Raw genomic sequence first — 18,007 nt, forward strand, 5'->3', positions numbered from 1 at the left:
ACCGGCTCCGGAGCCACCGGGAGATCGGCGGCCTGAGCGCCCGTGGCTGCCATGGCAGCAGCGGAAGCGCCGAGCAGGATGCTCTTGATGTTCATTTCCTGACCTCGTCGTTATTCCCTGTGTGACCTAGCGGCCAACGGGAGATGAAGAGTTGAGCAAGCTTCCCCGCGAGCTCGATCCTTTTCTAAGCGAGGCCGTCGGCGGCTAGCAACCGGCAAATACCCGAAAGCGGCACTCGACGGACACAGTGTGTCTTTGTGGTGACACCCCGTTAAGCCTCTGTTAGCAAATGACCGAGGTTTCCTGCGGTTCTGCCGTTTTCGGCCGCCGGCGCGGCTTTTCGGCCTTCCGCGCCATGCTGCGCTGCGAGAGCCTTGAAGCGGCCCCTCGCGACCCGTAAAGAGGGCCCGAATGCCGCATCGGCGTGCTTTTGCAGGCAGGCCCTGCCTCGATTCGTGGCAGTCAAGACGCCCACAGGGCTGGAAACGGGGACGTGAACGGATGCAGACGACAGCTGGCGGGACGCCCGTCGCCATATCGGTCTTCATCATTGCCCACAACGAGGCCGACCGCATCGCCCGCGCCATCGACAGCGTCGCCGGATTCGCCGACGAGGTCGTCGTGGTCGACAGCGGCTCCACCGACGGGACGCAGGACCTCGCGCGCGCGCATGGTGCGCGCGTCATAGAGAATGCCTGGCCGGGCTACGGACAACAGAAGCGCTTCGGCGAGGACCAGTGCCGCAACGACTGGATCTTCAACCTGGATGCGGACGAGGCGGCAACGCCCGCGCTGGCGCGCGAGATCGCGCAACTGGCCGCCTCCGGCGCGCTGACCTCGGCGCCGTTCTGGGACGTGGCGATCAAGGACGTCTTCGCCCATGAGGACGGTCCGGCGCCCTGGGCCTATGGCTATATCCAGATCCGCCTTTACGACCGGCGCGCGGGACGCTTTTCCGATTCGCCAGTGCACGACACGGTGCGCCCGCCGGACGGCGCAAGGCGCGCGCGCCTGAAGGGAGCGATGGAGCACCGTTCGATTCGCTCCGTCGCCTTCCACGTGGAGAAGATGAACCGCTACTCAACGATGCAGGCCGAGGACATGGCCGCGCGCGGCCGGCGGATCGCCCGCTGGCGCATCGCCACCGAATTCCCCCTCGCCTTCCTGAAGGCCTATGCGATCCGCCGCTATGCCCTCTATGGCTGGTGGGGGATCGTGATCTCCGTCAATTTCGCCTATACGAGGTTCCTGCGGCTTGCGAAGGCCTATGAGCGGGAGCTTTGCGAGCGGGCCGAACAGCGCCGGCGGAGCTGAGGCCCGCCCCTTCGGCGAGGCACCTTGCAGGACACATATAGATAAAGAGAGCCGGTGGCACCCAGATGCATAGCGTGACGATCCGCGACATTTCCTTCCAGGTGAACGATGCGCGCCCCGGCTTCTGGCGGCAGGCGGAAAACGGCAACTGGGAAAAGCCGACCTACGACATTCTCGACGCCTGCGTCGACGAGGACACCGTCTGCCTCGACTTCGGCGCCTGGGTCGGCCCGACCGTGCTCTACGAGGCGCAGCGCGCGCGCAAGGTCATCGCCTTCGAGCCGGACCCGGCGGCGGCCGACGAACTGGAGGCGAATCTCGCGCTCAACCCGGCGATCAAGGACAAGGTCACGGTTCTGCGCAAGGCGGTGTGGACGCAGAGCGGCAGCCGCAAGATGGCCGCCAAGACCGCGCCGGGCGATTCGATGTCCTCCTTCGTGCACAAGGACGCCAGCGTCACCTTCGACGTCGACTGCATCTCCGTGGAGGAGATCGCCGCGATGATCGGGCCGAAGGACAAGCTGTTCATCAAGATGGACATCGAGGGTGCGGAATACGACGTGGCGCCGATGCTGGCGCCGCTCCTGCAGCGCGAGCGGGTCGACTGCTTCGTCTCGTTCCATCCGCGCTTTGCGGCCGGCGGACATCCGCGCTTCCACAAGACCTTCGGCATGACGCGCCGGGTGTTCCAGACCTTCCGCGGCTTCAATCTCACCCGCGTCGGGCGCAAGTCGCTGCTGCCCGCCGGCGACGTAAAGCTGCTGGCAAAGCTCGGCCTGTGGCTGTTCGAGGCCAAGCGCGGCTTCCTGTTCTCCAAGGGCCGGGCACCGCTGCGCTGAGCGCACGGGCCGAAACGGGACACGCAGACATGAGCGAGAGCGGCACGCGGGCGGTCCCGCAGGTGGTCGTCGTCGGCGCCGGACCGGCCGGGCTGATCGCCGCCGACCGGCTGTCGGCAGCAGGCCTTGCCGTCACCATCGCTGAGCGCATGCCCTCGCCTGCGCGCAAGCTGCTGATGGCCGGGCGCGGCGGGCTGAACCTCACCCATGGCGAGGAGATGCCGGTCTTCCTCTCCCGCTACCGGGACGCGGAAGCGCAGCTGGCGCCGGCGATCGCCGCCTTCGACCCGGCAGCGCTGAGAGCCTGGTGCGCGGAGCTCGGCATCGAGACCTTCGTCGGTTCGAGCGGACGGGTGTTCCCGGTCCAGATGAAGGCCTCGCCGCTGGTGCGGGCGCTGCTGGCGCGGCTCGCCGCGCGCGGCGTGCAGCTCAACACACGCTGGACCTGGACGGGGCTGGAGAAGACAGGACCGGAGGCGAGCGCGGAAGCCCCGCCGCGCTGGCGCCTCTCCTTCGAAACGCCGGACGGGGCAAAGGACATCGAGGCCGATGCGGTACTGCTGGCGCTCGGCGGGGCAAGCTGGCCGCGCCTTGGCAGCGACGGCGGCTGGGTGCCGATGCTCAAACGGCACGGCGTGGCGGTGACGCCGCTGACGCCGGCGAATGCGGGCGTTCTCATCGACTGGTCGGAGCTGCTGAAGGAGCGCTTCGCCGGAACGCCGCTGAAGCGAATCGCGGTGAGCACGGGCGATACGCGCGTTGCCGGCGAGGCGATGATCACCGCGCGCGGGCTGGAGGGCGGCGCGGTCTATGCGCTGTCGGCGGAGCTGCGCGCAGCCTTCGAGGCACACGGGTCGGCGCAGCTGGTGCTCGACCTGCGCCCCGACCTCGACGAGGCGGCGCTCGCGACGCGGCTTGCCCGCCCGCGCGGCAAGCAGTCGCTCTCAAACCACCTGCGCAAGGTGGCCGGCCTGCCCCCAAGCGCCATCGCGCTGCTGTGGGAGACGGGCGAGCGCACCAGCGACCCGCTCGAGCTGGCCCGCCGGATCAAGGGGCTGGCGCTGACCGCGACGGGGTTCTCCGGCATGGACCGGGCGATCTCCACGGCCGGCGGCATCGCGTGGAGCGAGATCGGCGCGGATTTCGGCCTTAGCAAGCTGCCGGGCGTCCATGTCGCAGGCGAGATGATCGACTGGGAAGCCCCGACGGGCGGCTACCTGCTGCAGGCGTCCTTCGCCAGCGGCGTTGCGGCGGCGGACGGCATCGCCCGGACACTGGTTGGCCGGTAGCCCTCCCCTACGCAAAACGGAAAAAGGCCGGCAAAGGCCGGCCCTCTTCAGATCCCCAGCTAGGGGTGTTCCGCCTGGTGTGGCGAACTTCAGCTTCGGGTGACTAGCGGCAGAACTGGTAGCGCCCCGAATAGGTGCGGAAGTAGCCGGTGTCCGGGTTGAACGAACGGTACTTCGACGAGCAGTAGCTGTACCATTCCGGCGTCCACGGGGCCGGGCGACCATAGTAGACCGGGGCCGGTTCGTAGCGCGGGGCCGGCTCGTAGTAGCGCGGCTGCGACAGGGCGGAGCCGATCACCGCACCGGCAACGAATCCGCCGGCGGCGGCCCAGCCGTTATTGTGGTGCCAGCCCTTCTTGGCCTCGGCGCCGGTGGTGCCGGATGCCAGAACCGCACCGGTGGTCAGGGCGACTGCAAGACTTGTGGCTGCGATCTTCTTGAACATGACTTCATTCCCTCTGCTTGATGCTTCTTACTGATCCCTATGACGCCGCTTTTCCCTGCGTCCATGATCAGAAGATAGCCGGGTTTTGCCAAGACAACTGTGATGGCGATCACGGGATGACGCATCCCGGGAGCCGCCTTCTTCGCGGCCCTGCGAGGGCTGCCGCCCGGCTGAATTGACATGAAACATGAATCATGCGTCATATAACGATGGCGATACGGACCGGCGGGCTGGAGGAGCGGCCCGCGATCCGCGCCACAGGGAGGACACCATGATCAGACATGCCACCGCGGCCGCGCTGCTCGCCGCAGCCCTTGCCGCCGCGCCGCTGGGCGCCGGGGCACAGGCCGAGGACATCCGCATCGCCCATGTCTACGGCAAGACCGGCGCGCTGGAGGCCTATGCCAAGCAGTCGCATATCGGCTTCATGATGGGGCTGGAATACGCGACGGACGGGACGATGGAGATCGACGGCCGCAAGATCGTCGTCATCGAGAAGGACACCCAGCTGAAGCCGGATATCGGCCGCGCCGCGCTGGCCGAGGCCTATGGCGACGACGACGTGCATCTGGCCGTCGGCCCGGTGTCCTCGGGCGTCGCGCTGGCGATGCTGCCGGTCGCCGAGGAATACGGCAAGCTGCTCCTGGTCGAGCCGGCGGTGGCCGATTCCATCACCGGCGAGAACTGGAACCGCTACGTCTTCCGCACGGGACGCAACTCCTCGCAGGACGCCATCGCCAACGCGGTCGCGCTCGGCAAGGACGGCGTCACCATTGCCACGCTGGCGCAGGACTACGCCTTCGGCCGCGACGGCGTCGCCGCCTTCCGCGAGGCGCTGGCCGGTACCGGCGCCAAGCTCGCCTTCGAGGAATACGCCCCGACCGACACCCAGGACTTCACCGCCAGCGCCCAGCGCATCTTCGACGCGATGAAGGACATCGAGGGACGCAAGTTCCTGTTCGTGATCTGGGCCGGCGCCAACAACCCGATCGGCAAGATCAAGGCGATGGAGCCGGAGCGCTTCGGGATCGAGATCGCCACCGGCGGCAACATCCTGGCGGCGATGAAGGCCTACAAGGCGCTGCCGGGCATGGAGGGCGCCACCTATTACTACCACGACATCCCGAAGAACCCGGCGAACGACTGGCTGGTCTCCGAGCACGAGAAGCGCCACGGCTCGCCGCCGGACTTCTTCACCGCCGGCGGCATGTCGGCCGCCATCGCCGTCGTCGAGGGCATCCGCAAGGCGGGGTCGACCGACACGGAAGACCTGATCGCGGCGATGGAGGGCATGTCCTTCGAAACGCCGAAGGGCACGATGACCTTCCGCGCGGAGGATCACCAGGCGTTGCAGTCCATGTACCACTTCAAGATCCGGGTCGACCCGGAGGTCGAATGGGGCATTCCGGAACTGGTGCGCGAGCTGAAGATCGAGGACATGAACATCCCGATCCGCAACACGCGCTGACGCTCTGGCGTGGCGGGTTTGGAATACGCGCCGTTTCGGCGGCACTCCCAAAGCGTGTTCCAAAGTCCGCCACGCGAGGCGGCCCGGCCCCTTCGCCGCGGCCGGGCCGCCCGAACCTTCCAACACCGAGCCTTTCCCGGAGCCGCCCCCTCATGCGCGAACCGCCCGTTCTTGCGACCGAGGACCTGACGATCCGCTTCGGCGGCCATGTCGCGGTCGACGCGGTGACCTGCGCCTTCGAGCGCGGCACGCTGACCGCCATCGTCGGACCCAACGGTGCCGGCAAGACCACCTATTTCAACCTCGTCTCGGGCCAACTGAAGGCCAGCGCCGGCACGGTGCGCCTCAACGGCGAGGACATCACGCGCCTTGGTGTCGCCGACCGCTGCGAGCGCGGCATCGGCCGGGCGTTCCAGCTGACCAACCTGTTTCCCAGCCTCAGCGTGCGCGAGAACGTGCGGCTGGTGGCGCAATCGCGCGCGCGGCGCGGCTTCGACCTGTTCTCGCGGGCAAGCTCGCATGTGGAACTGATCGAGCGGGCCGAGCACGTGCTGGCCGAGGTCCGGCTCGCCGACAAGCGCGACGTCACCGTCTCCGCCTTGCCGCATGGCGACCAGCGCAAGCTGGAGGTCGCGCTGATGATCGCGCTCGGCGCGCAGGTGCTGATGTTCGACGAACCGACCGCCGGCATGAGCGTCGACGAGGTGCCGGTGATCCTCGACCTGATCCGGGAGCTGAAGGCCGACAAGGACCGAACGATCCTCCTCGTCGAGCACAAGATGGACGTGATCCGCACGCTGGCCGACCGCATCGTCGTGCTGCACAACGGCGCGCTGGTCGCCGACGGCGAGCCGGGCGAGGTGATGCGCTCGGCCATCGTGCAGGAAGCCTATCTCGGCAAGGCGCCAGATACCGCGACACCTGAAACAGCCGCAACGGAGACAGCCCATGGCTGACGCGCTGCTGACGCTGGAGGGCGTCCACACCCATATCGGCCCCTATCACATCCTGCATGAGGTGAGCTTCGCGGTGCCGCGCGGCGGGGTGACCATGCTGCTGGGGCGCAACGGCGCCGGCAAGTCGACGACGCTGCGCACCATCATGGGCCTGTGGAAGGCGAGCCGGGGCACCATCACGTTCGACGGGCGGCCGATCCAGGCGCTGGCAACCCCCGACATCGCCCGCGCCGGCATCGCCTATGTGCCGGAGAACATGGGCATCTTCGCCGACCTGACGGTGGCGGAGAACATGCGCCTTGCCGCCACGAGCGGGCCGTTCGACGAAAAGCGCCTCGCCTGGATCAAGGAGCTGTTTCCGCCCATCGGCACGTTCTGGGACAAGGCCGCCGGCACGCTGTCGGGCGGGCAGAAGCAGATGCTCTCGGTCGCCCGGGCGATCATCGAACCGCGCCGGCTGATCCTGATCGACGAACCGAGCAAGGGCCTGGCGCCGGCGATCATCGCCGCGATGACGGCGGCCCTGAAGCAACTGAAAGACACCGACACCACGATCCTGCTGGTGGAGCAGAACTTCGCCATGGCCTCGGCGCTCGGCGACACGGTGGCGGTGATGGATGACGGGCGCATCGTCCATGCGGGCGCGATGGCGGAGCTTGCCGCCGACGCGTCGCTGCAGGAAAAGCTGATGGGCCTCAGCCTGGAGGTGCACCAGTGAGCGAAACCGCGATCCGCCCCCGTCTGGTCGGGCCGACGGCGATGGAACGGCTCGGCAAAGCGGCGCCGCTGCTGCTGGCGCCGGTGCTGGCGCTCGTCGGGCTTGTCGCCGTCGGCGATCCGTCCGTCTGGCTGACGCTGACGGTCGCCGGGCTCGCCATGGGGTTGATGATCTTCATCATGGCCTCGGGGCTCACCGTCGTCTTCGGCCTGATGGACGTGATCAATTTCGGCCATGGCGCCTTCGTCTCGGTCGGCGCCTTCGTCGGCTTCACGGTGCTCGCCTGGCTGTCCGGCTGGACACAGAACCCGGCCGTGGTGCTGAACCTTGCCGCCGTGTTCCTGGCGATCCTCGCCTCCATGGCGGTGACGGGCGCGCTCGGGCTCGCCTTCGAGCGGGTGATCGTCAAGCCGGTCTACGGCCACCACCTGAAGCAGATCCTCGTCACCATGGGCGGACTGATCGTCGCCCAGCAGCTGATCCACGTGGTCTGGGGGCCGGACGCGATCCATGTCGCCCGCCCGCCCTCGCTGCAGGGCTCGTTCATCGTCGGCGAGGCGGCCATCGAGAAATACCGCATGCTGGCGGTGGCCATCGGGCTGGTGCTGTTCGTCGCCATGCGCCACGTGCTGCGGGCGACCAAGCTCGGCCTGCTGGTGCGGGCCGGGGTGGAAAACGGCGAAATGGTCGAGGCGCTCGGTTACCGGATCAACCGGCTGTTCCTGCTGGTGTTCATGGCAGGTTCCGCGCTCGCCGGCCTCGGCGGCATCATGTGGGGCCTCTATCAGGAGACGATCACCGCGCATATGGGCTCGGAGATCATGGTGCTGGTCTTCGTCGTGGTGATCATCGGCGGGCTCGGCTCCATCGAGGGCTGCTTCATCGGCGCGCTGCTGGTGGGTCTCCTGTCCAACTACATGGCGTTCCTGGCGCCCAAGGTGGCGCTGGTCTCCACCATCGCGCTGATGGTCGGCGTGCTGATGTGGCGGCCGCAGGGCCTCTACCCCGTGGTCAAGGCAAAGTAGGCGCAAGATGATCGACACCCTCCTTTCCGGCGACCGCCCGCACAGCCGGCCGCTCGCGCTGCTGCTGGTCGCAATCGGCCTCTGCCTTGCCTTTGCGCCGTTCCTGTTTCCCGGCACCAAGCCGCTGGATACGGCCGCGCGCATCTGCATCTTCATCGTGCTGGTGGCGAGCTACGACCTGCTGCTCGGCTATACCGGCATCGTCTCCTTCGCCCATACGATGTTCTTCGGCATAGGCGCCTATGGCGTGGCGCTGGCGCTCGGCAGTCTCGGCGCCTCGTTCCTGGCGATCCTCGTCGGCGTGCTGGCCGGAACGGTGCTGTCCTGCGCACTCGCGCTCGCCATCGGCCTGTTCTCCCTGCGGGTGAAGGCGATCTTCTTCGCCATGGTCACGCTGGCGGTCGCCAGCGCCTTCGCCGTGCTGGTCTCCCAGCTGTCGTCGATCACCGGCGGCGAGGACGGGTTGACCTACCGGATCCCGCGCGAGCTGACGCCGGCCTTTCGCCTGACCGACATGCGCATCTTCGACGTGCGGATCGACGGACGGTTGCTTGCCTATTACCTCGTCTTCTTCAGCGCCCTGGTGCTGTTCCTCGTGATGCTGCGCATCGTCAACTCGCCCTTCGGCTCCACGCTGAAGGCCGTGCGCGACAATGCCTTCCGCGCCGAGGCGATCGGCTACCGGGTGGTGCTCTATCGCACCACGGCGACGGTGCTGTCCGCCGCCATGGCGAGCCTTGCCGGCGCGCTGCTGGCGATCTGGATCCGCTACACGGGACCGGCGACGACCCTGTCCATGGAGATCATGATCGACATCCTCCTGATGGTGGTGATCGGCGGCATGGGCACCATGTACGGGGCGGTGATCGGCGCGAGCCTGTTCATTCTTGCCCAGACCTATCTGCAGAGCCTGATGGCCAGCGCCGAGGCGGCAACGCGCGGCCTGCCGCTGCTGCCCGACCTGGTGGCGCCGGAACGCTGGCTGCTGTGGCTCGGCACGCTGTTCATCCTGTCGGTCTATTTCTTCCCGGACGGCATCGTCGGCCGGCTGAGGAACCGTGGATGAGCAGGCTGCATCTGCACCGGGCCGGCCGGCGACGGCCGGGCGTGCCCATCCTGATCCTGCTGCACGGCTGGTCCTGCCATGGCGGCTTCTTCGCGCCGCAGCTGGAGGCCCTTGGCGGCCTCACCGAGGTGATTGCCCCCGACCTGCCCGGCCACGGCAAGACCGCCGATGCGGTGACGCCCAGCATCGAGGCGGGCGCGGACGCGCTGGCCACAACGATGCAGCAGGAGGGCATCGACGAGGCGGTGCTGGTCGGCTGGTCGATGGGCGCGCTCGTTGCCTGGTCGATGATCGAGCGCCACGGCAGCGACCGGCTGGCCACCCTGGTGGTGGAAGATATGGCGCCGCGGGTGATCAACGGGCCGGACTGGACGCTGGGCACGCTGAACGGCCTCGACGGGCCGCGCAACGCGGTGTTCCTCAAGGCCATCGAGAGCCAGTGGCCGCTGCTGGCGCCGGCGACCGCCCGGCGGAGCTTCGCGCTGGACGCGCAAAAGGAGCTGGTCGAGTTCGCCGAGAGAGAGATGCGCAAGGCGAGCCCGCGGCTGCTCGCGGCCATGTGGCGCTCGCTCACCACCCAGGATTTCCGCCCGCTGACGCCGCGCATCGACGTGCCCGTGGTGCTGGCGCGGGGCGCGCGCAGCCAGCTCTACAGCCTCGCCGCCGCCGAGTGGCAGGCGGCGCACCTGCCCCATGCCCGCATCGAGACCTTCGCGCAGTCCGGCCACTCGCCGCATCTGGAGGAAGCGAGCAGGTTCAATGACATGCTGGCGGGCCTGATCGAGCGCCGGGGACGCGCGCAAGGCGCTGCAAACGCATGACGAACCGCTGCGGACGCTGCGGCGGCGCTTGCCGGTCTCAGGGTTTTCGCATACACTTCGCCCGGTCGGTTTTCGGACCGGCCCCAGCGGGCTTGAAAATTCGAACCCGGTTAAGAAAGTTTCGGTATGCGGCGCTTCCTGGTCCAGTCGACCGGTTCTGTCGAACAGAACTGCCTTTCCCGTTTCTGAATGCCACGCTCGCGCAAGCAAGCGCGCTTACTTGCGCTTAACTATCGACACGGGACAGGAGTTCTCCCATGCGCCAGACCGGCACCCTGAAGTTCTTCAACCATGATCGTGGCTTCGGCTTCGTGACCCCGGCCGAGGGCGGCAAGGACGTGTTCGTCCACATCACCGCTTTCGAGCGTTCGGGCCTGGCCGTGCCGGCCGAGGGCACCACGCTCACCTTCGTGACCGAGGAAGACCGTCGCGGTCGCGGCCTCCAGGCCGCCCAGCTCGAGCTCGCCTAACGACGAGACGGGCCGTTCCGCGAGGAACCGGTTTTAACGCCGCCGGCACCGCCGGCGGCGTTTTTCGTTGTGGAGGCCCTCAGGCGGCAACCGCATCCTCGACATAGACCAGCGCGCGGCCCTCGCACACGCGCCGCCCGTCCTCGCCGAGGCACACGGTCTCAAGGTCGACGAGGTGCTTTTCCGGGCGCAGGCGCGTGACCGTGACGCGTGCCGTCAGCATCTCGCCGAAGCCCGCGGGCGAGAGGAACCGCATCTCCTGCTTCAGGTAGTTGGTGCCGAAGCCCGGCAGCCGGACGCCGAGCAGATAGGAGAAGAGCCCGCCGATCAGCGGCTGCGGCACCTCCTGCGGGAGCGTGTCCATGCCGGCAAGACCGGCGAAGACGGCAGCATCCGAGGCCGGGAAGCGGCGGCTCACCTCGGCGCTGCGGCCGATTTCCAGCTTCATCGTCCCGCCTCCAGCCTGCACTGACCGACAAGCACGGGTGCCCCGTCTGCAACCCGCGAAATGGTGATCGCGACCTCGCCGGCCTCGCCGGTACCGGCTTGCGAGAAGGCGAGTTCCAGCTCCTCCTCCGCATAGGCGGGATTGGGGAACATCAGCGCCTGCACCACGTGGCGGTGCTCCGGATAGCGCTGCCGCAGCAGGGCCCAGAGGCGCGAATAGAGCAGCATGCCGTGCGAGACGGTGCGCCCGAAGCGGGTGCGCGCCGAAAACTCCGCATCGACATGGATCGGGTTGTCGTCGCCCGACAGTTCCGCGAAAGCGTCGAAATCCGCCTGTGTCGGCACCCAGCGCGCCGTCCATTCGTCCCTTGCCGTGGTCACCGGCCACTCTCCCCATGCAGCGTTCTCAGGATGTGTTTCTGCACCTTGCCGGCGGCGGTGCGCGGCAGGTCGTCCACGACCTGGAAGCTGCGCGGCACCTTGTAGCCGGCGAGCCGCTCGCGGCACCAACGGGTCAGCGCGGCGACATCGATCGCCACGCCGGGGCGGGCGATCAGCCAGGCGGCGCCGACCTCGCCCCACTTCTCGTCCGGCACGCCGATCACCACCGCGTCGAGCACGTCCTCATGGGCGACCAGCACCCGCTCGACCTCGGCCGGATAGACGTTCTCGCCGCCGGAGATGTACATGTCCTTGATGCGGTCGACGATGTAGTAGTAGCCGTCGGCATCGCGGCGGGCGACATCGCCCGACAGCAGCCAGCCGCCCGGCGCGAAGGCCGCGGCGCTTGCCTGCGGATTGCCGAAATAGCCGGGCGTGACGCCGGGCCCGCGGATCTGCAGCTCGCCCTCGCCTTCCCCTTCGACCACATCGCCGGTGACGGAAACAAGGCGCACCTCGGCCAGGATCTGCGCCTTGCCGACGGAGCCGATCTTGCGCGGCGCATTCTCCGGATCGGACAGGAACACCGTCGGCCCGGTCTCGGTCATGCCCATGCCGTTGCACACGGTGACGCCCCGCGCCAGATAGGTCTCAAGCAAGGGCGCGGGCATCGGCGCGCCGCCGCAGCCGAGCGAGCGCAGGGCGGAAAAGTCCGTTTCGCCAAAGCCCGGCTCCAGCGCGATCGCCTGATAGATCGCCGGCACGCCGAAGAAGGCGGTGAGCCGGCCGGCACCGATCAACCGCAGCACCGCCGGGGCATCGAACTTGCGCAGGACGATGCTCTCGCCGCCGGCAAGGAACAGCGGCAGGGTCATCAGATTGATGCCGGCCGTGTGGAACAGCGGCAGGAAGTTGACCGCGCGGTCGGTGCCGGAAAGGCCGGTCGCCTGGGTGTAGTTGACCGCATTGGCCCAGGCCATTTCCGCCGTCTGGATCACCAGTTTCGGCGTGCCGGTGGTGCCGGAGGTGGCCAGCAGGTACCAGGGCCGGCCGGCCTCGACCCGCATGTCGCCGAGCGGCGCCCAGGAAAGGTCTGCGGCAAGCCCGTCGAGATGCAGCGCCTCGCCCGCAACGGGCGCATCGGCAAAGCCGACAAGATCCAGCCCGAGACCACCGGCAAGCGCCTGAGCGGTCGCCGCCGTTGCGTCGTCATGCAGCAGCAGCCGCGCGCCGGAGGCGGCAACGACCGGCGCAAGCTCGGCCGGCGGCTGGCGCCAGTTGAGCGGCAGCAGCACGATGCCGGTCTTCTGCGCGGCGAAGAGCAGGACGAAGAAATCCGCATGATTGTGGCTCAGGACGGCGACACGCTCGCCGGCAGCAATCCCGCGCGCCAGCAGGGCGCGGGCGGAGCGGTTGGCCTTTGCCTCGACCTCGGCGAAGGTCAGCTGCGCGCCGGTCTCGTGATCGGTGAAGGCGATGCGCGCGGGCGTCAGCTCGGCGCGCTTGGCCGCCATGTCGGTGACCCAGGACATCATCGCCGCCCCTCCCTGGCCATCATCGCCAGCGCGAGGAAGGCCTCCATCCGCGCCCGCGTTTCGGGACGGGCGATCAGCGCCAGGAAGCCCTGAAGCTCGCGCTCCAGCGCCTCGGCGGCGGCGGCCCGGCGCTCCCTGTTCCAGACATTGGCGCGGGTCATGGCGAGGGTGCCGGGGTCCATTTCGGTAAGGGAGGCGGTCAGCGCAGCGACGCGCGCCTCCAGCTCGGCGCGCGGGCAGATCTCGCTCGCCAGACCAAGGCGCAGGCAATCGGAGGCGGTGAGGCGCTGGTTGCGATACTGCACCTCCAGCGCCCGCGCGGTGCCGATGCGGCCCGGCAGCAGCGCGGTCCAGCCGCCATCGGGCGCAAAGCCCATCTGCGCATAATAGGGCTGGAGAAACGCGTCCTCGCTCATCACCACCATGTCGGCGGCCAGCATCAGGCCGGCCGAGCCGCCGGTGACCGGACCGTTCACGGCGGCGATCACCGGCATGGGAAAGGCGAGAAGATCGAGGATCGCCGCATTGAGCGCGCCGACGATCTCGCGCGCGAAGCGCAGCAGGGCCTCGCGGTCGCAGGCAAGCTCGGCGAAGCGGGCAACATCGCCGCCGGCGGAAAAGGCCCGGCCGTGCCCGGTCAACACGAGTGCCGGGGCCTCGGCCCGCCGTGCCTCGTCGATCCGTTCGCGCAAGGCGGCCAGCAGTTCGGGCACCAGCGCATTGCCGCGCCCGGGACGGTCCAGCGTCAGCCAGACGGCATCCTCCCGCCGGTCGAAATGCACCGGGGCGGCAGCGGCGGCGCTCATTCGCCGTCCCTTGCGCCGACCTTCAGGCCGTTCTCGATGAGATCGTGGGCCACCTCGACCATGGTGTCGACCGGAATGTCGCCGCCGAACACAACCTGGAACTCGCCGAGCGAGCGGGCGATGCCCATCAGCGTCCAGGCGCGGATCTCGGCATCGCCGGGGCGGATGGTGCCGGCGCTTGCGGCTCGCTCCAGCCCCTCGCGATAACCTTCGGCGAAGGTGCGAAAGTAGGCGAGATAGGCGTCGCGGTCGACGAACTGCGCCTCCTGGACGATGCGGTAAAGCTCGGGATGGGCGGAGACGAAGGCGAGGAAGGCGCGCAGGCCCTCGCGCTCGGCCTGAAGACGGTCCGCGTAACCGGACGTGGCCTCGCTGATCGCATGGCGCAGCATGCGGCCCATTTCGGCGACGAGTTCGGAGAAGACCTCGTCCTTGCTGGCGAAATAGATGTAGAACGTGCCCTGCGCGACGCCGGCCTCACGGGTGATGGAGCCGATGGAAGCCTCGTTGAAGCCCTGACGGCCGATGACACGCTCGGCAGCCTCGAGGATCGCCCGACGGGTGGCCGCACCGCGCGCGGTTTTCGGCATGCCGGAGGCGGCCTCCTCGCCGCCGGTGGCGACGGCACTTGCCGGAACAGCTCCCGTTGCGTCATTCTTGGGCGCGCGCGGCTTGCCGACGCCCGCCCCGGCCGGAGCCTTGCGTCCACGCGCGGCGGTGCCGCGGCCTGCGGCCTGCCCCGCGCCCCTGCCCGTTCTCGCTTCGCCCACGACGTCCCCCCCGTGTAATATGAATTATGAATCACTATTCATGTTCTGGGAGCGAGTTTCAAGCGCAAAGCAAGGGAGAGGATGGAGCGAGGGAACGGTGGAAACGATCCTCCGACGTGAACCCTACCCGCAGGATGTCATCCCGGTTTCGGCGAAGTCGAAGACCGGGATCCAGTAATCCCGGAACGGTTTTGCCCGAGCCTCGGCGCTGCCGCTGGACCACCGGTGGCGGCTGGCTTGGCGCCGCCATCTGTTCCGGCGGATACTGGATACCTGCCTTCGCAGGTATGACAGCCTTGGGGATGGCAATGCGTTCCCGCCTCACCCCGGCTGAGGGTGCCAATGGGTCCCGGGTCGCGGCTGCGCCTTGCCCGGGATGACCTTCCGAGGCAGAGGCACGGCCTCGCATCCCTTCTGCCGTCACCCCGGACGAGCATCGCGAGATCGGGGCCTATGGGCTTCCAGAGCGAAGGAGAGCCGCATCACCCTTCACATTATTTCGCGTTCTGTAGACTACACTGCCCTTCCCTCACTCTCCCGTCCCCTCCCACCCCAATCGGACGTAGCGGCATAAAGGCGTTGCAAAAGTTGAATTACATCGTCATGTTTTTCCATCAAAGCCGTTGACGTTCCCGCCCCGGCACCGCATATCTATGCACATGCGCCTGACCCAGCAGACCAACTACGCTGTCCGCACCCTCATCTACTGTGCGGCAAATCCCGGATCCCCGAGCCGTGTCGCGGATATCGCGGCCAGCTTCGAGATGTCGGAGACGCATCTCTTCAAGATCCTGAAGGTTCTTGTCGACGGTGGCTTCGTGCGCACCCTGCGCGGCCGCAACGGCGGCATCCTGCTCGCGCGCCCGGCGGCGGAAATTTCCGTCGGCGAGGTGGTGCGCGCAGCGGAAGAGAGCTTCCTGCTCGCGGAGTGCTTCGAATCGGGCCGCAAGGACTGCCCGCTGATCACGTCCTGCGGCTTCAACGGGTTGCTGCACGAGGCGCTCGAAGCCTTCATGATGGTGCTCGATTCCCACACCATCGCCGAGCTGGCCGAGGACCGCACCGAGATCCGCTTCCTGCTGAAGATGGATGGCGAGATCGCAACCTCCGGCAAGATGGCGAGCCTGCAGGGCGCCGGCGCCTGAGGCGCATAACAATTTCCTGATCGCGAAATGAAAACGGCGGCCCCTCGCAGGGCCGCCGTTTCGCGTTTCTACTCCCCGCCAAGGGGAGGATCCGACCGGGACGCGAGCGCCCCGGTCGGACGAAGGCTTACTTCATCTCCGAGACGACCTCGAACGCGTTGCCCGACACCTTGAACAGGGCATAGGCGCCCGGAACGTCGCCGGCCTCGTCGAAGTTGTGGTCGCCGGCCGCGCCCTTGTAGTCGATGGCCTTGCCGGCCGCGATCAGCTCCTTGGCCTTGGCCCATTCGCCCGGCAGGATCGGCTCGCCTTCGCCGTTGGAGATCTCGCGCAGGGAAGCGGCCACCTTGGCCTTGTCGCCGCCCGCCTTCTCGATGGCGAGCGCCAGCATGAAGGCCGCATCGTAGGACGTGGTCACGAAGATCGCGCTCGGGTCGCCGCCGACATCGGAGAAGGCCTTGCTGAAGGCATCCAGCGACGTGGACTGCTCGCCGACCGGAGCCGAGGCGAGGAAGGTCTCGAGGTTCTCGGCGCCGAGCTCCTTGATCGGCGCATCGGACTTCATGCCGTCGGCGCCGATGAAGTTCTCGAAAAAGCCGTTTTCCAGCGCCTGGCGCAGCATGGTCAGGCCCGAGCCGTCGCCGTAGTCGAGGATGACCAGCGTGTCGGCGCCGCCGGATGCCAGATCCGCAAGGTTCGAGCGGTAGGAGGCCTTCTCGCCCTCATGCGCGGCGAAACCGGCGATCTCGCCGCCCTTCTCCTCGAACTCGGCGCGGAACGACTCGGCAAGGCCCTTGCCGTAATCGTTGTTGAGATAGGCGACCGCCACCTTCTTGGTGCCGCGCTCCAGCAGGGTGCGGGCGAGCGCCCGGCCCTGATAGTCGTCGGAGGGCACGGTGCGGAACACGGTGTCGTTGTCCTGCAGCGAGGTGATCTCCGGCGAGGTGCCGGACGGGGTGACGATGGCTATGCCGGCCGGGATCGTCACCGAGTTGGCGGCGGCGAGCACCGCGCCCGAGCAATGCGGGCCGACGATGGCGACGACGCCCTCGATGTTGACCGCTTTGGTGGCCGCGTCGGTGGCGTTCTGCGGGTTGCAGGCGCTGTCGCCGACCACGCCGACCAGCTTCTGGCCGTCGAGAACGCCGCCGGCATCGTTCACCTGCTTGATGGCGAGATTGGCGCTGTCGATCATCGCCGGCGCCATCGCCGCGATCGGACCGGAAACACCGCCGAGCAGACCGATCTTCACGTCCGCATGGGCGGGCGCCGCGAGCGCCGTCGCTCCCAGGAGAGCCGCAGCCGCGGCAATACGGAACGTCCTCATGATAAACCTCCACCTTATGGTTATCCGCCCGGGATGAAATCTCCCCGGCCGTTCTCTGTCTCGCGGCAGGCGCTCCCCGCGGGCCATGCGGCCCTGCCCGGAACGGCGCCTTCCGCGCTTGCGGCAGCCGGAGGCCCGGCTGCCCGGTGGCGGCAGTTTCAACCGAAACGCGCCGCCCTCACAAGCCTCAATCGGACGCCGCCGGCGGGCGTGCACCGCTTGCCGCAGGGTCCGGCTTGCGGCCCCTCCCCTGCGGTTCGGGCAAAAGCCCCTCGGGCCGGAAGCGCAGCACCACCTGCAGCATCAGGCCGATCAGGAAGACGCGCAGGTACTTGGCCTTCACGGCATATTCGTGCGGCAAACGGTCCGTGACGATCTCCGACATGGACCAGATGATCCAGACCACCGCAACGCCGAGGATGGCGCCGCGATTGTTGCCCGACCCGCCGAGGATCAGCATGATCCACACGAGGAAGGTCGCGACCATCGGGTCGATCGCCTCGGGCGTGATCGTGCGGTTGAAATGGGCGAAGAGCGCGCCGCCCAGCCCCATCAGCGCCGAGCCGAAGATGAAGGCCTCGAGCCGCCGGTAGGGCACGTCCTTGCCCATGGCGCGGGCGGCGTCCTCGTTGTCGCGGATGGCACGCATCATCCGCCCCCAGGGCGAGGCGAACTGCCGCTCGACCAAGAGGTAGGCGACGAGCAGCACGCCGGCGACGATGGCGAGATAGGCCAGCTGCGACATGGTGTAGGCCAGATCGCCGAAGGGACGCGGGATGTTGGTGATGCCGCGCGCGGCGTTGGTCAGCCAGCCTTCCGACTTGACGACGAGGCGGATGATCTCGGCGACGCCGATGGTGGCAATGGCCAGATAGTCGGAGCGCAGGCGCAGACAGATCTTGCCGATGGGCCAGGCGATCAGGCCGGCGGCCACCATCGCCCCCAGCCAGCCGACCGGAACCGGCAGATCGAAGCCGCCGACGCGCCCGTCCACGAAGGGCGTGGTCAGGATCGCCGAGGTGTAGGCGCCGACGGCGAAGAAGCCGGCGATGCCCGCGTTGAAGAGGCCGGTATAGCCCCACTGGATGTTCAGCCCCAGCGCCAGCAGCGCATAGATGCCGATGAAGATCGCCATGAAGACGGCGTAGTTGACGAAGCCGAGCCATTCCATCGCGCGCGACCTCC

Annotated in this window: 19 protein-coding genes; 11 read left to right on the forward strand and 8 right to left on the reverse strand. The window is 68.0% G+C overall.

Going from position 1 to position 18,007, the window contains the following annotated elements:
* Window positions 1–501: 501 nt before the first annotated feature.
* The 3 genes from ACVJ6E_RS20730 to ACVJ6E_RS20740 all read left to right on the forward strand — a co-directional run bounded on the left by ACVJ6E_RS20730 (window position 502) and on the right by ACVJ6E_RS20740 (window position 3,442).
* Window positions 502–1,314: a glycosyltransferase family 2 protein gene (locus ACVJ6E_RS20730; protein ID WP_120268547.1), complete on the forward strand. Its 813-nt coding sequence runs from the start codon at window positions 502–504 to the stop codon at window positions 1,312–1,314.
* A gap of 65 nt (window positions 1,315–1,379) precedes the next feature.
* Window positions 1,380–2,153: an FkbM family methyltransferase gene (locus ACVJ6E_RS20735; RefSeq protein ID WP_120268546.1), complete on the forward strand. Its 774-nt coding sequence runs from the start codon at window positions 1,380–1,382 to the stop codon at window positions 2,151–2,153.
* 29 nt (window positions 2,154–2,182) lie between these two features.
* Window positions 2,183–3,442: a TIGR03862 family flavoprotein gene (locus ACVJ6E_RS20740; protein ID WP_120268545.1), complete on the forward strand. Its 1,260-nt coding sequence runs from the start codon at window positions 2,183–2,185 to the stop codon at window positions 3,440–3,442.
* Between the two features lie 103 nt (window positions 3,443–3,545).
* Here the strand turns inward: ACVJ6E_RS20740 and ACVJ6E_RS20745 are convergent, their stop codons facing one another.
* Window positions 3,546–3,887 carry a BA14K family protein gene (locus ACVJ6E_RS20745; RefSeq protein ID WP_120268544.1) on the reverse strand — a complete coding sequence of 114 codons (342 nt, stop codon included), beginning with the start codon at window positions 3,885–3,887 and terminating at the stop codon, window positions 3,546–3,548.
* A 271-nt stretch (window positions 3,888–4,158) separates the two neighbouring features.
* Between ACVJ6E_RS20745 and ACVJ6E_RS20750 the strand changes: the two genes are divergently transcribed.
* The 7 genes from ACVJ6E_RS20750 to ACVJ6E_RS20780 all read left to right on the forward strand — a co-directional run bounded on the left by ACVJ6E_RS20750 (window position 4,159) and on the right by ACVJ6E_RS20780 (window position 10,411).
* Window positions 4,159–5,355, forward strand: a complete 1,197-nt coding sequence (locus ACVJ6E_RS20750; RefSeq protein ID WP_120268543.1) for a substrate-binding domain-containing protein — start codon at window positions 4,159–4,161, stop codon at window positions 5,353–5,355.
* Between the two features lie 152 nt (window positions 5,356–5,507).
* On the forward strand, window positions 5,508–6,311 hold the full coding sequence (locus ACVJ6E_RS20755; RefSeq protein WP_120268542.1) for an ABC transporter ATP-binding protein: 804 nt from the start codon (window positions 5,508–5,510) through the stop codon (window positions 6,309–6,311).
* Entirely contained in the window at window positions 6,304–7,029 is a 726-nt protein-coding gene (locus ACVJ6E_RS20760; RefSeq protein WP_120268541.1) for a branched-chain amino acid ABC transporter ATP-binding protein, read from the forward strand. Before ACVJ6E_RS20755 ends, ACVJ6E_RS20760 begins: the two co-directional genes overlap by 8 nt.
* Window positions 7,030–7,070: 41 nt before the next feature.
* Window positions 7,071–8,054 (forward strand): branched-chain amino acid ABC transporter permease, encoded by a 984-nt coding sequence (locus ACVJ6E_RS20765; RefSeq protein ID WP_199681191.1) that lies wholly within the window; start codon window positions 7,071–7,073, stop codon window positions 8,052–8,054.
* Between the two features lie 7 nt (window positions 8,055–8,061).
* Entirely contained in the window at window positions 8,062–9,120 is a 1,059-nt protein-coding gene (locus ACVJ6E_RS20770) for a branched-chain amino acid ABC transporter permease (RefSeq protein WP_120268539.1), read from the forward strand.
* Window positions 9,117–9,941, forward strand: a complete 825-nt coding sequence (locus ACVJ6E_RS20775; protein WP_120268538.1) for an alpha/beta fold hydrolase — start codon at window positions 9,117–9,119, stop codon at window positions 9,939–9,941. Before ACVJ6E_RS20770 ends, ACVJ6E_RS20775 begins: the two co-directional genes overlap by 4 nt.
* A 257-nt stretch (window positions 9,942–10,198) precedes the next feature.
* Window positions 10,199–10,411 (forward strand): cold-shock protein, encoded by a 213-nt coding sequence (locus tag ACVJ6E_RS20780; protein ID WP_067220344.1) that lies wholly within the window; start codon window positions 10,199–10,201, stop codon window positions 10,409–10,411.
* A 79-nt stretch (window positions 10,412–10,490) separates the two neighbouring features.
* On the opposite strand, the gene ACVJ6E_RS20785 is transcribed toward ACVJ6E_RS20780, so the two are convergent.
* From ACVJ6E_RS20785 to ACVJ6E_RS20805, 5 genes are read right to left on the reverse strand one after another with little or no spacing between them, the layout of a single operon-like run.
* The gene (locus tag ACVJ6E_RS20785; protein ID WP_120268537.1) at window positions 10,491–10,859 is read right to left on the reverse strand and encodes a hotdog family protein; all 369 of its coding nucleotides are present in this window, start codon (window positions 10,857–10,859) and stop codon (window positions 10,491–10,493) included.
* Entirely contained in the window at window positions 10,856–11,239 is a 384-nt protein-coding gene (locus tag ACVJ6E_RS20790; RefSeq protein ID WP_120268536.1) for a MaoC/PaaZ C-terminal domain-containing protein, read from the reverse strand. Before ACVJ6E_RS20790 ends, ACVJ6E_RS20785 begins: the two co-directional genes overlap by 4 nt.
* Window positions 11,236–12,774 (reverse strand): AMP-binding protein, encoded by a 1,539-nt coding sequence (locus ACVJ6E_RS20795; protein WP_199681141.1) that lies wholly within the window; start codon window positions 12,772–12,774, stop codon window positions 11,236–11,238. Before ACVJ6E_RS20795 ends, ACVJ6E_RS20790 begins: the two co-directional genes overlap by 4 nt.
* The gene (locus ACVJ6E_RS20800) at window positions 12,771–13,580 is read right to left on the reverse strand and encodes an enoyl-CoA hydratase/isomerase family protein (protein ID WP_120268535.1); all 810 of its coding nucleotides are present in this window, start codon (window positions 13,578–13,580) and stop codon (window positions 12,771–12,773) included. Before ACVJ6E_RS20800 ends, ACVJ6E_RS20795 begins: the two co-directional genes overlap by 4 nt.
* The gene (locus tag ACVJ6E_RS20805; protein ID WP_491676523.1) at window positions 13,577–14,350 is read right to left on the reverse strand and encodes a TetR/AcrR family transcriptional regulator; all 774 of its coding nucleotides are present in this window, start codon (window positions 14,348–14,350) and stop codon (window positions 13,577–13,579) included. The genes ACVJ6E_RS20800 and ACVJ6E_RS20805 overlap by 4 nt, the downstream gene beginning before the upstream one ends.
* Before the next feature lie 659 nt (window positions 14,351–15,009).
* Between ACVJ6E_RS20805 and ACVJ6E_RS20810 the strand changes: the two genes are divergently transcribed.
* On the forward strand, window positions 15,010–15,495 hold the full coding sequence (locus tag ACVJ6E_RS20810; protein ID WP_120269218.1) for an Rrf2 family transcriptional regulator: 486 nt from the start codon (window positions 15,010–15,012) through the stop codon (window positions 15,493–15,495).
* 127 nt (window positions 15,496–15,622) lie between these two features.
* Here the strand turns inward: ACVJ6E_RS20810 and ACVJ6E_RS20815 are convergent, their stop codons facing one another.
* Window positions 15,623–16,822: an ABC transporter substrate-binding protein gene (locus ACVJ6E_RS20815; protein ID WP_120268534.1), complete on the reverse strand. Its 1,200-nt coding sequence runs from the start codon at window positions 16,820–16,822 to the stop codon at window positions 15,623–15,625.
* Between the two features lie 187 nt (window positions 16,823–17,009).
* A complete protein-coding gene (locus tag ACVJ6E_RS20820; RefSeq protein ID WP_120268533.1) occupies window positions 17,010–17,993 on the reverse strand; it encodes a branched-chain amino acid ABC transporter permease in 984 nt (327 codons plus the stop codon).
* Window positions 17,994–18,007: the final 14 nt, after the last annotated feature.

This window comes from Stappia sp. G46H5W (assembly GCF_058448995.1).

Excerpts from the sequence above, each read along its gene's own strand:
- ACVJ6E_RS20730 (WP_120268547.1), top strand. The coding sequence starts at position 502 with ATGCAGACGACAGCTGGCGGGACGCCCGTCGCCATATCGGTCTTCATC.
- ACVJ6E_RS20735 (WP_120268546.1), top strand. The coding sequence starts at position 1,380 with ATGCATAGCGTGACGATCCGCGACATTTCCTTCCAGGTGAACGATGCG.
- ACVJ6E_RS20740 (WP_120268545.1), top strand. The coding sequence starts at position 2,183 with ATGAGCGAGAGCGGCACGCGGGCGGTCCCGCAGGTGGTCGTCGTCGGC.
- ACVJ6E_RS20745 (WP_120268544.1), bottom strand. The coding sequence starts at position 3,887 with ATGTTCAAGAAGATCGCAGCCACAAGTCTTGCAGTCGCCCTGACCACC.
- ACVJ6E_RS20750 (WP_120268543.1), top strand. The coding sequence starts at position 4,159 with ATGATCAGACATGCCACCGCGGCCGCGCTGCTCGCCGCAGCCCTTGCC.
- ACVJ6E_RS20755 (WP_120268542.1), top strand. The coding sequence starts at position 5,508 with ATGCGCGAACCGCCCGTTCTTGCGACCGAGGACCTGACGATCCGCTTC.
- ACVJ6E_RS20760 (WP_120268541.1), top strand. The coding sequence starts at position 6,304 with ATGGCTGACGCGCTGCTGACGCTGGAGGGCGTCCACACCCATATCGGC.
- ACVJ6E_RS20765 (WP_199681191.1), top strand. The coding sequence starts at position 7,071 with ATGGAACGGCTCGGCAAAGCGGCGCCGCTGCTGCTGGCGCCGGTGCTG.
- ACVJ6E_RS20770 (WP_120268539.1), top strand. The coding sequence starts at position 8,062 with ATGATCGACACCCTCCTTTCCGGCGACCGCCCGCACAGCCGGCCGCTC.
- ACVJ6E_RS20775 (WP_120268538.1), top strand. The coding sequence starts at position 9,117 with ATGAGCAGGCTGCATCTGCACCGGGCCGGCCGGCGACGGCCGGGCGTG.
- ACVJ6E_RS20780 (WP_067220344.1), top strand. The coding sequence starts at position 10,199 with ATGCGCCAGACCGGCACCCTGAAGTTCTTCAACCATGATCGTGGCTTC.
- ACVJ6E_RS20785 (WP_120268537.1), bottom strand. The coding sequence starts at position 10,859 with ATGAAGCTGGAAATCGGCCGCAGCGCCGAGGTGAGCCGCCGCTTCCCG.
- ACVJ6E_RS20795 (WP_199681141.1), bottom strand. The coding sequence starts at position 12,774 with ATGATGTCCTGGGTCACCGACATGGCGGCCAAGCGCGCCGAGCTGACG.
- ACVJ6E_RS20800 (WP_120268535.1), bottom strand. The coding sequence starts at position 13,580 with ATGAGCGCCGCCGCTGCCGCCCCGGTGCATTTCGACCGGCGGGAGGAT.
- ACVJ6E_RS20810 (WP_120269218.1), top strand. The coding sequence starts at position 15,010 with ATGCGCCTGACCCAGCAGACCAACTACGCTGTCCGCACCCTCATCTAC.
- ACVJ6E_RS20815 (WP_120268534.1), bottom strand. The coding sequence starts at position 16,822 with ATGAGGACGTTCCGTATTGCCGCGGCTGCGGCTCTCCTGGGAGCGACG.
- ACVJ6E_RS20820 (WP_120268533.1), bottom strand. The coding sequence starts at position 17,993 with ATGGAATGGCTCGGCTTCGTCAACTACGCCGTCTTCATGGCGATCTTC.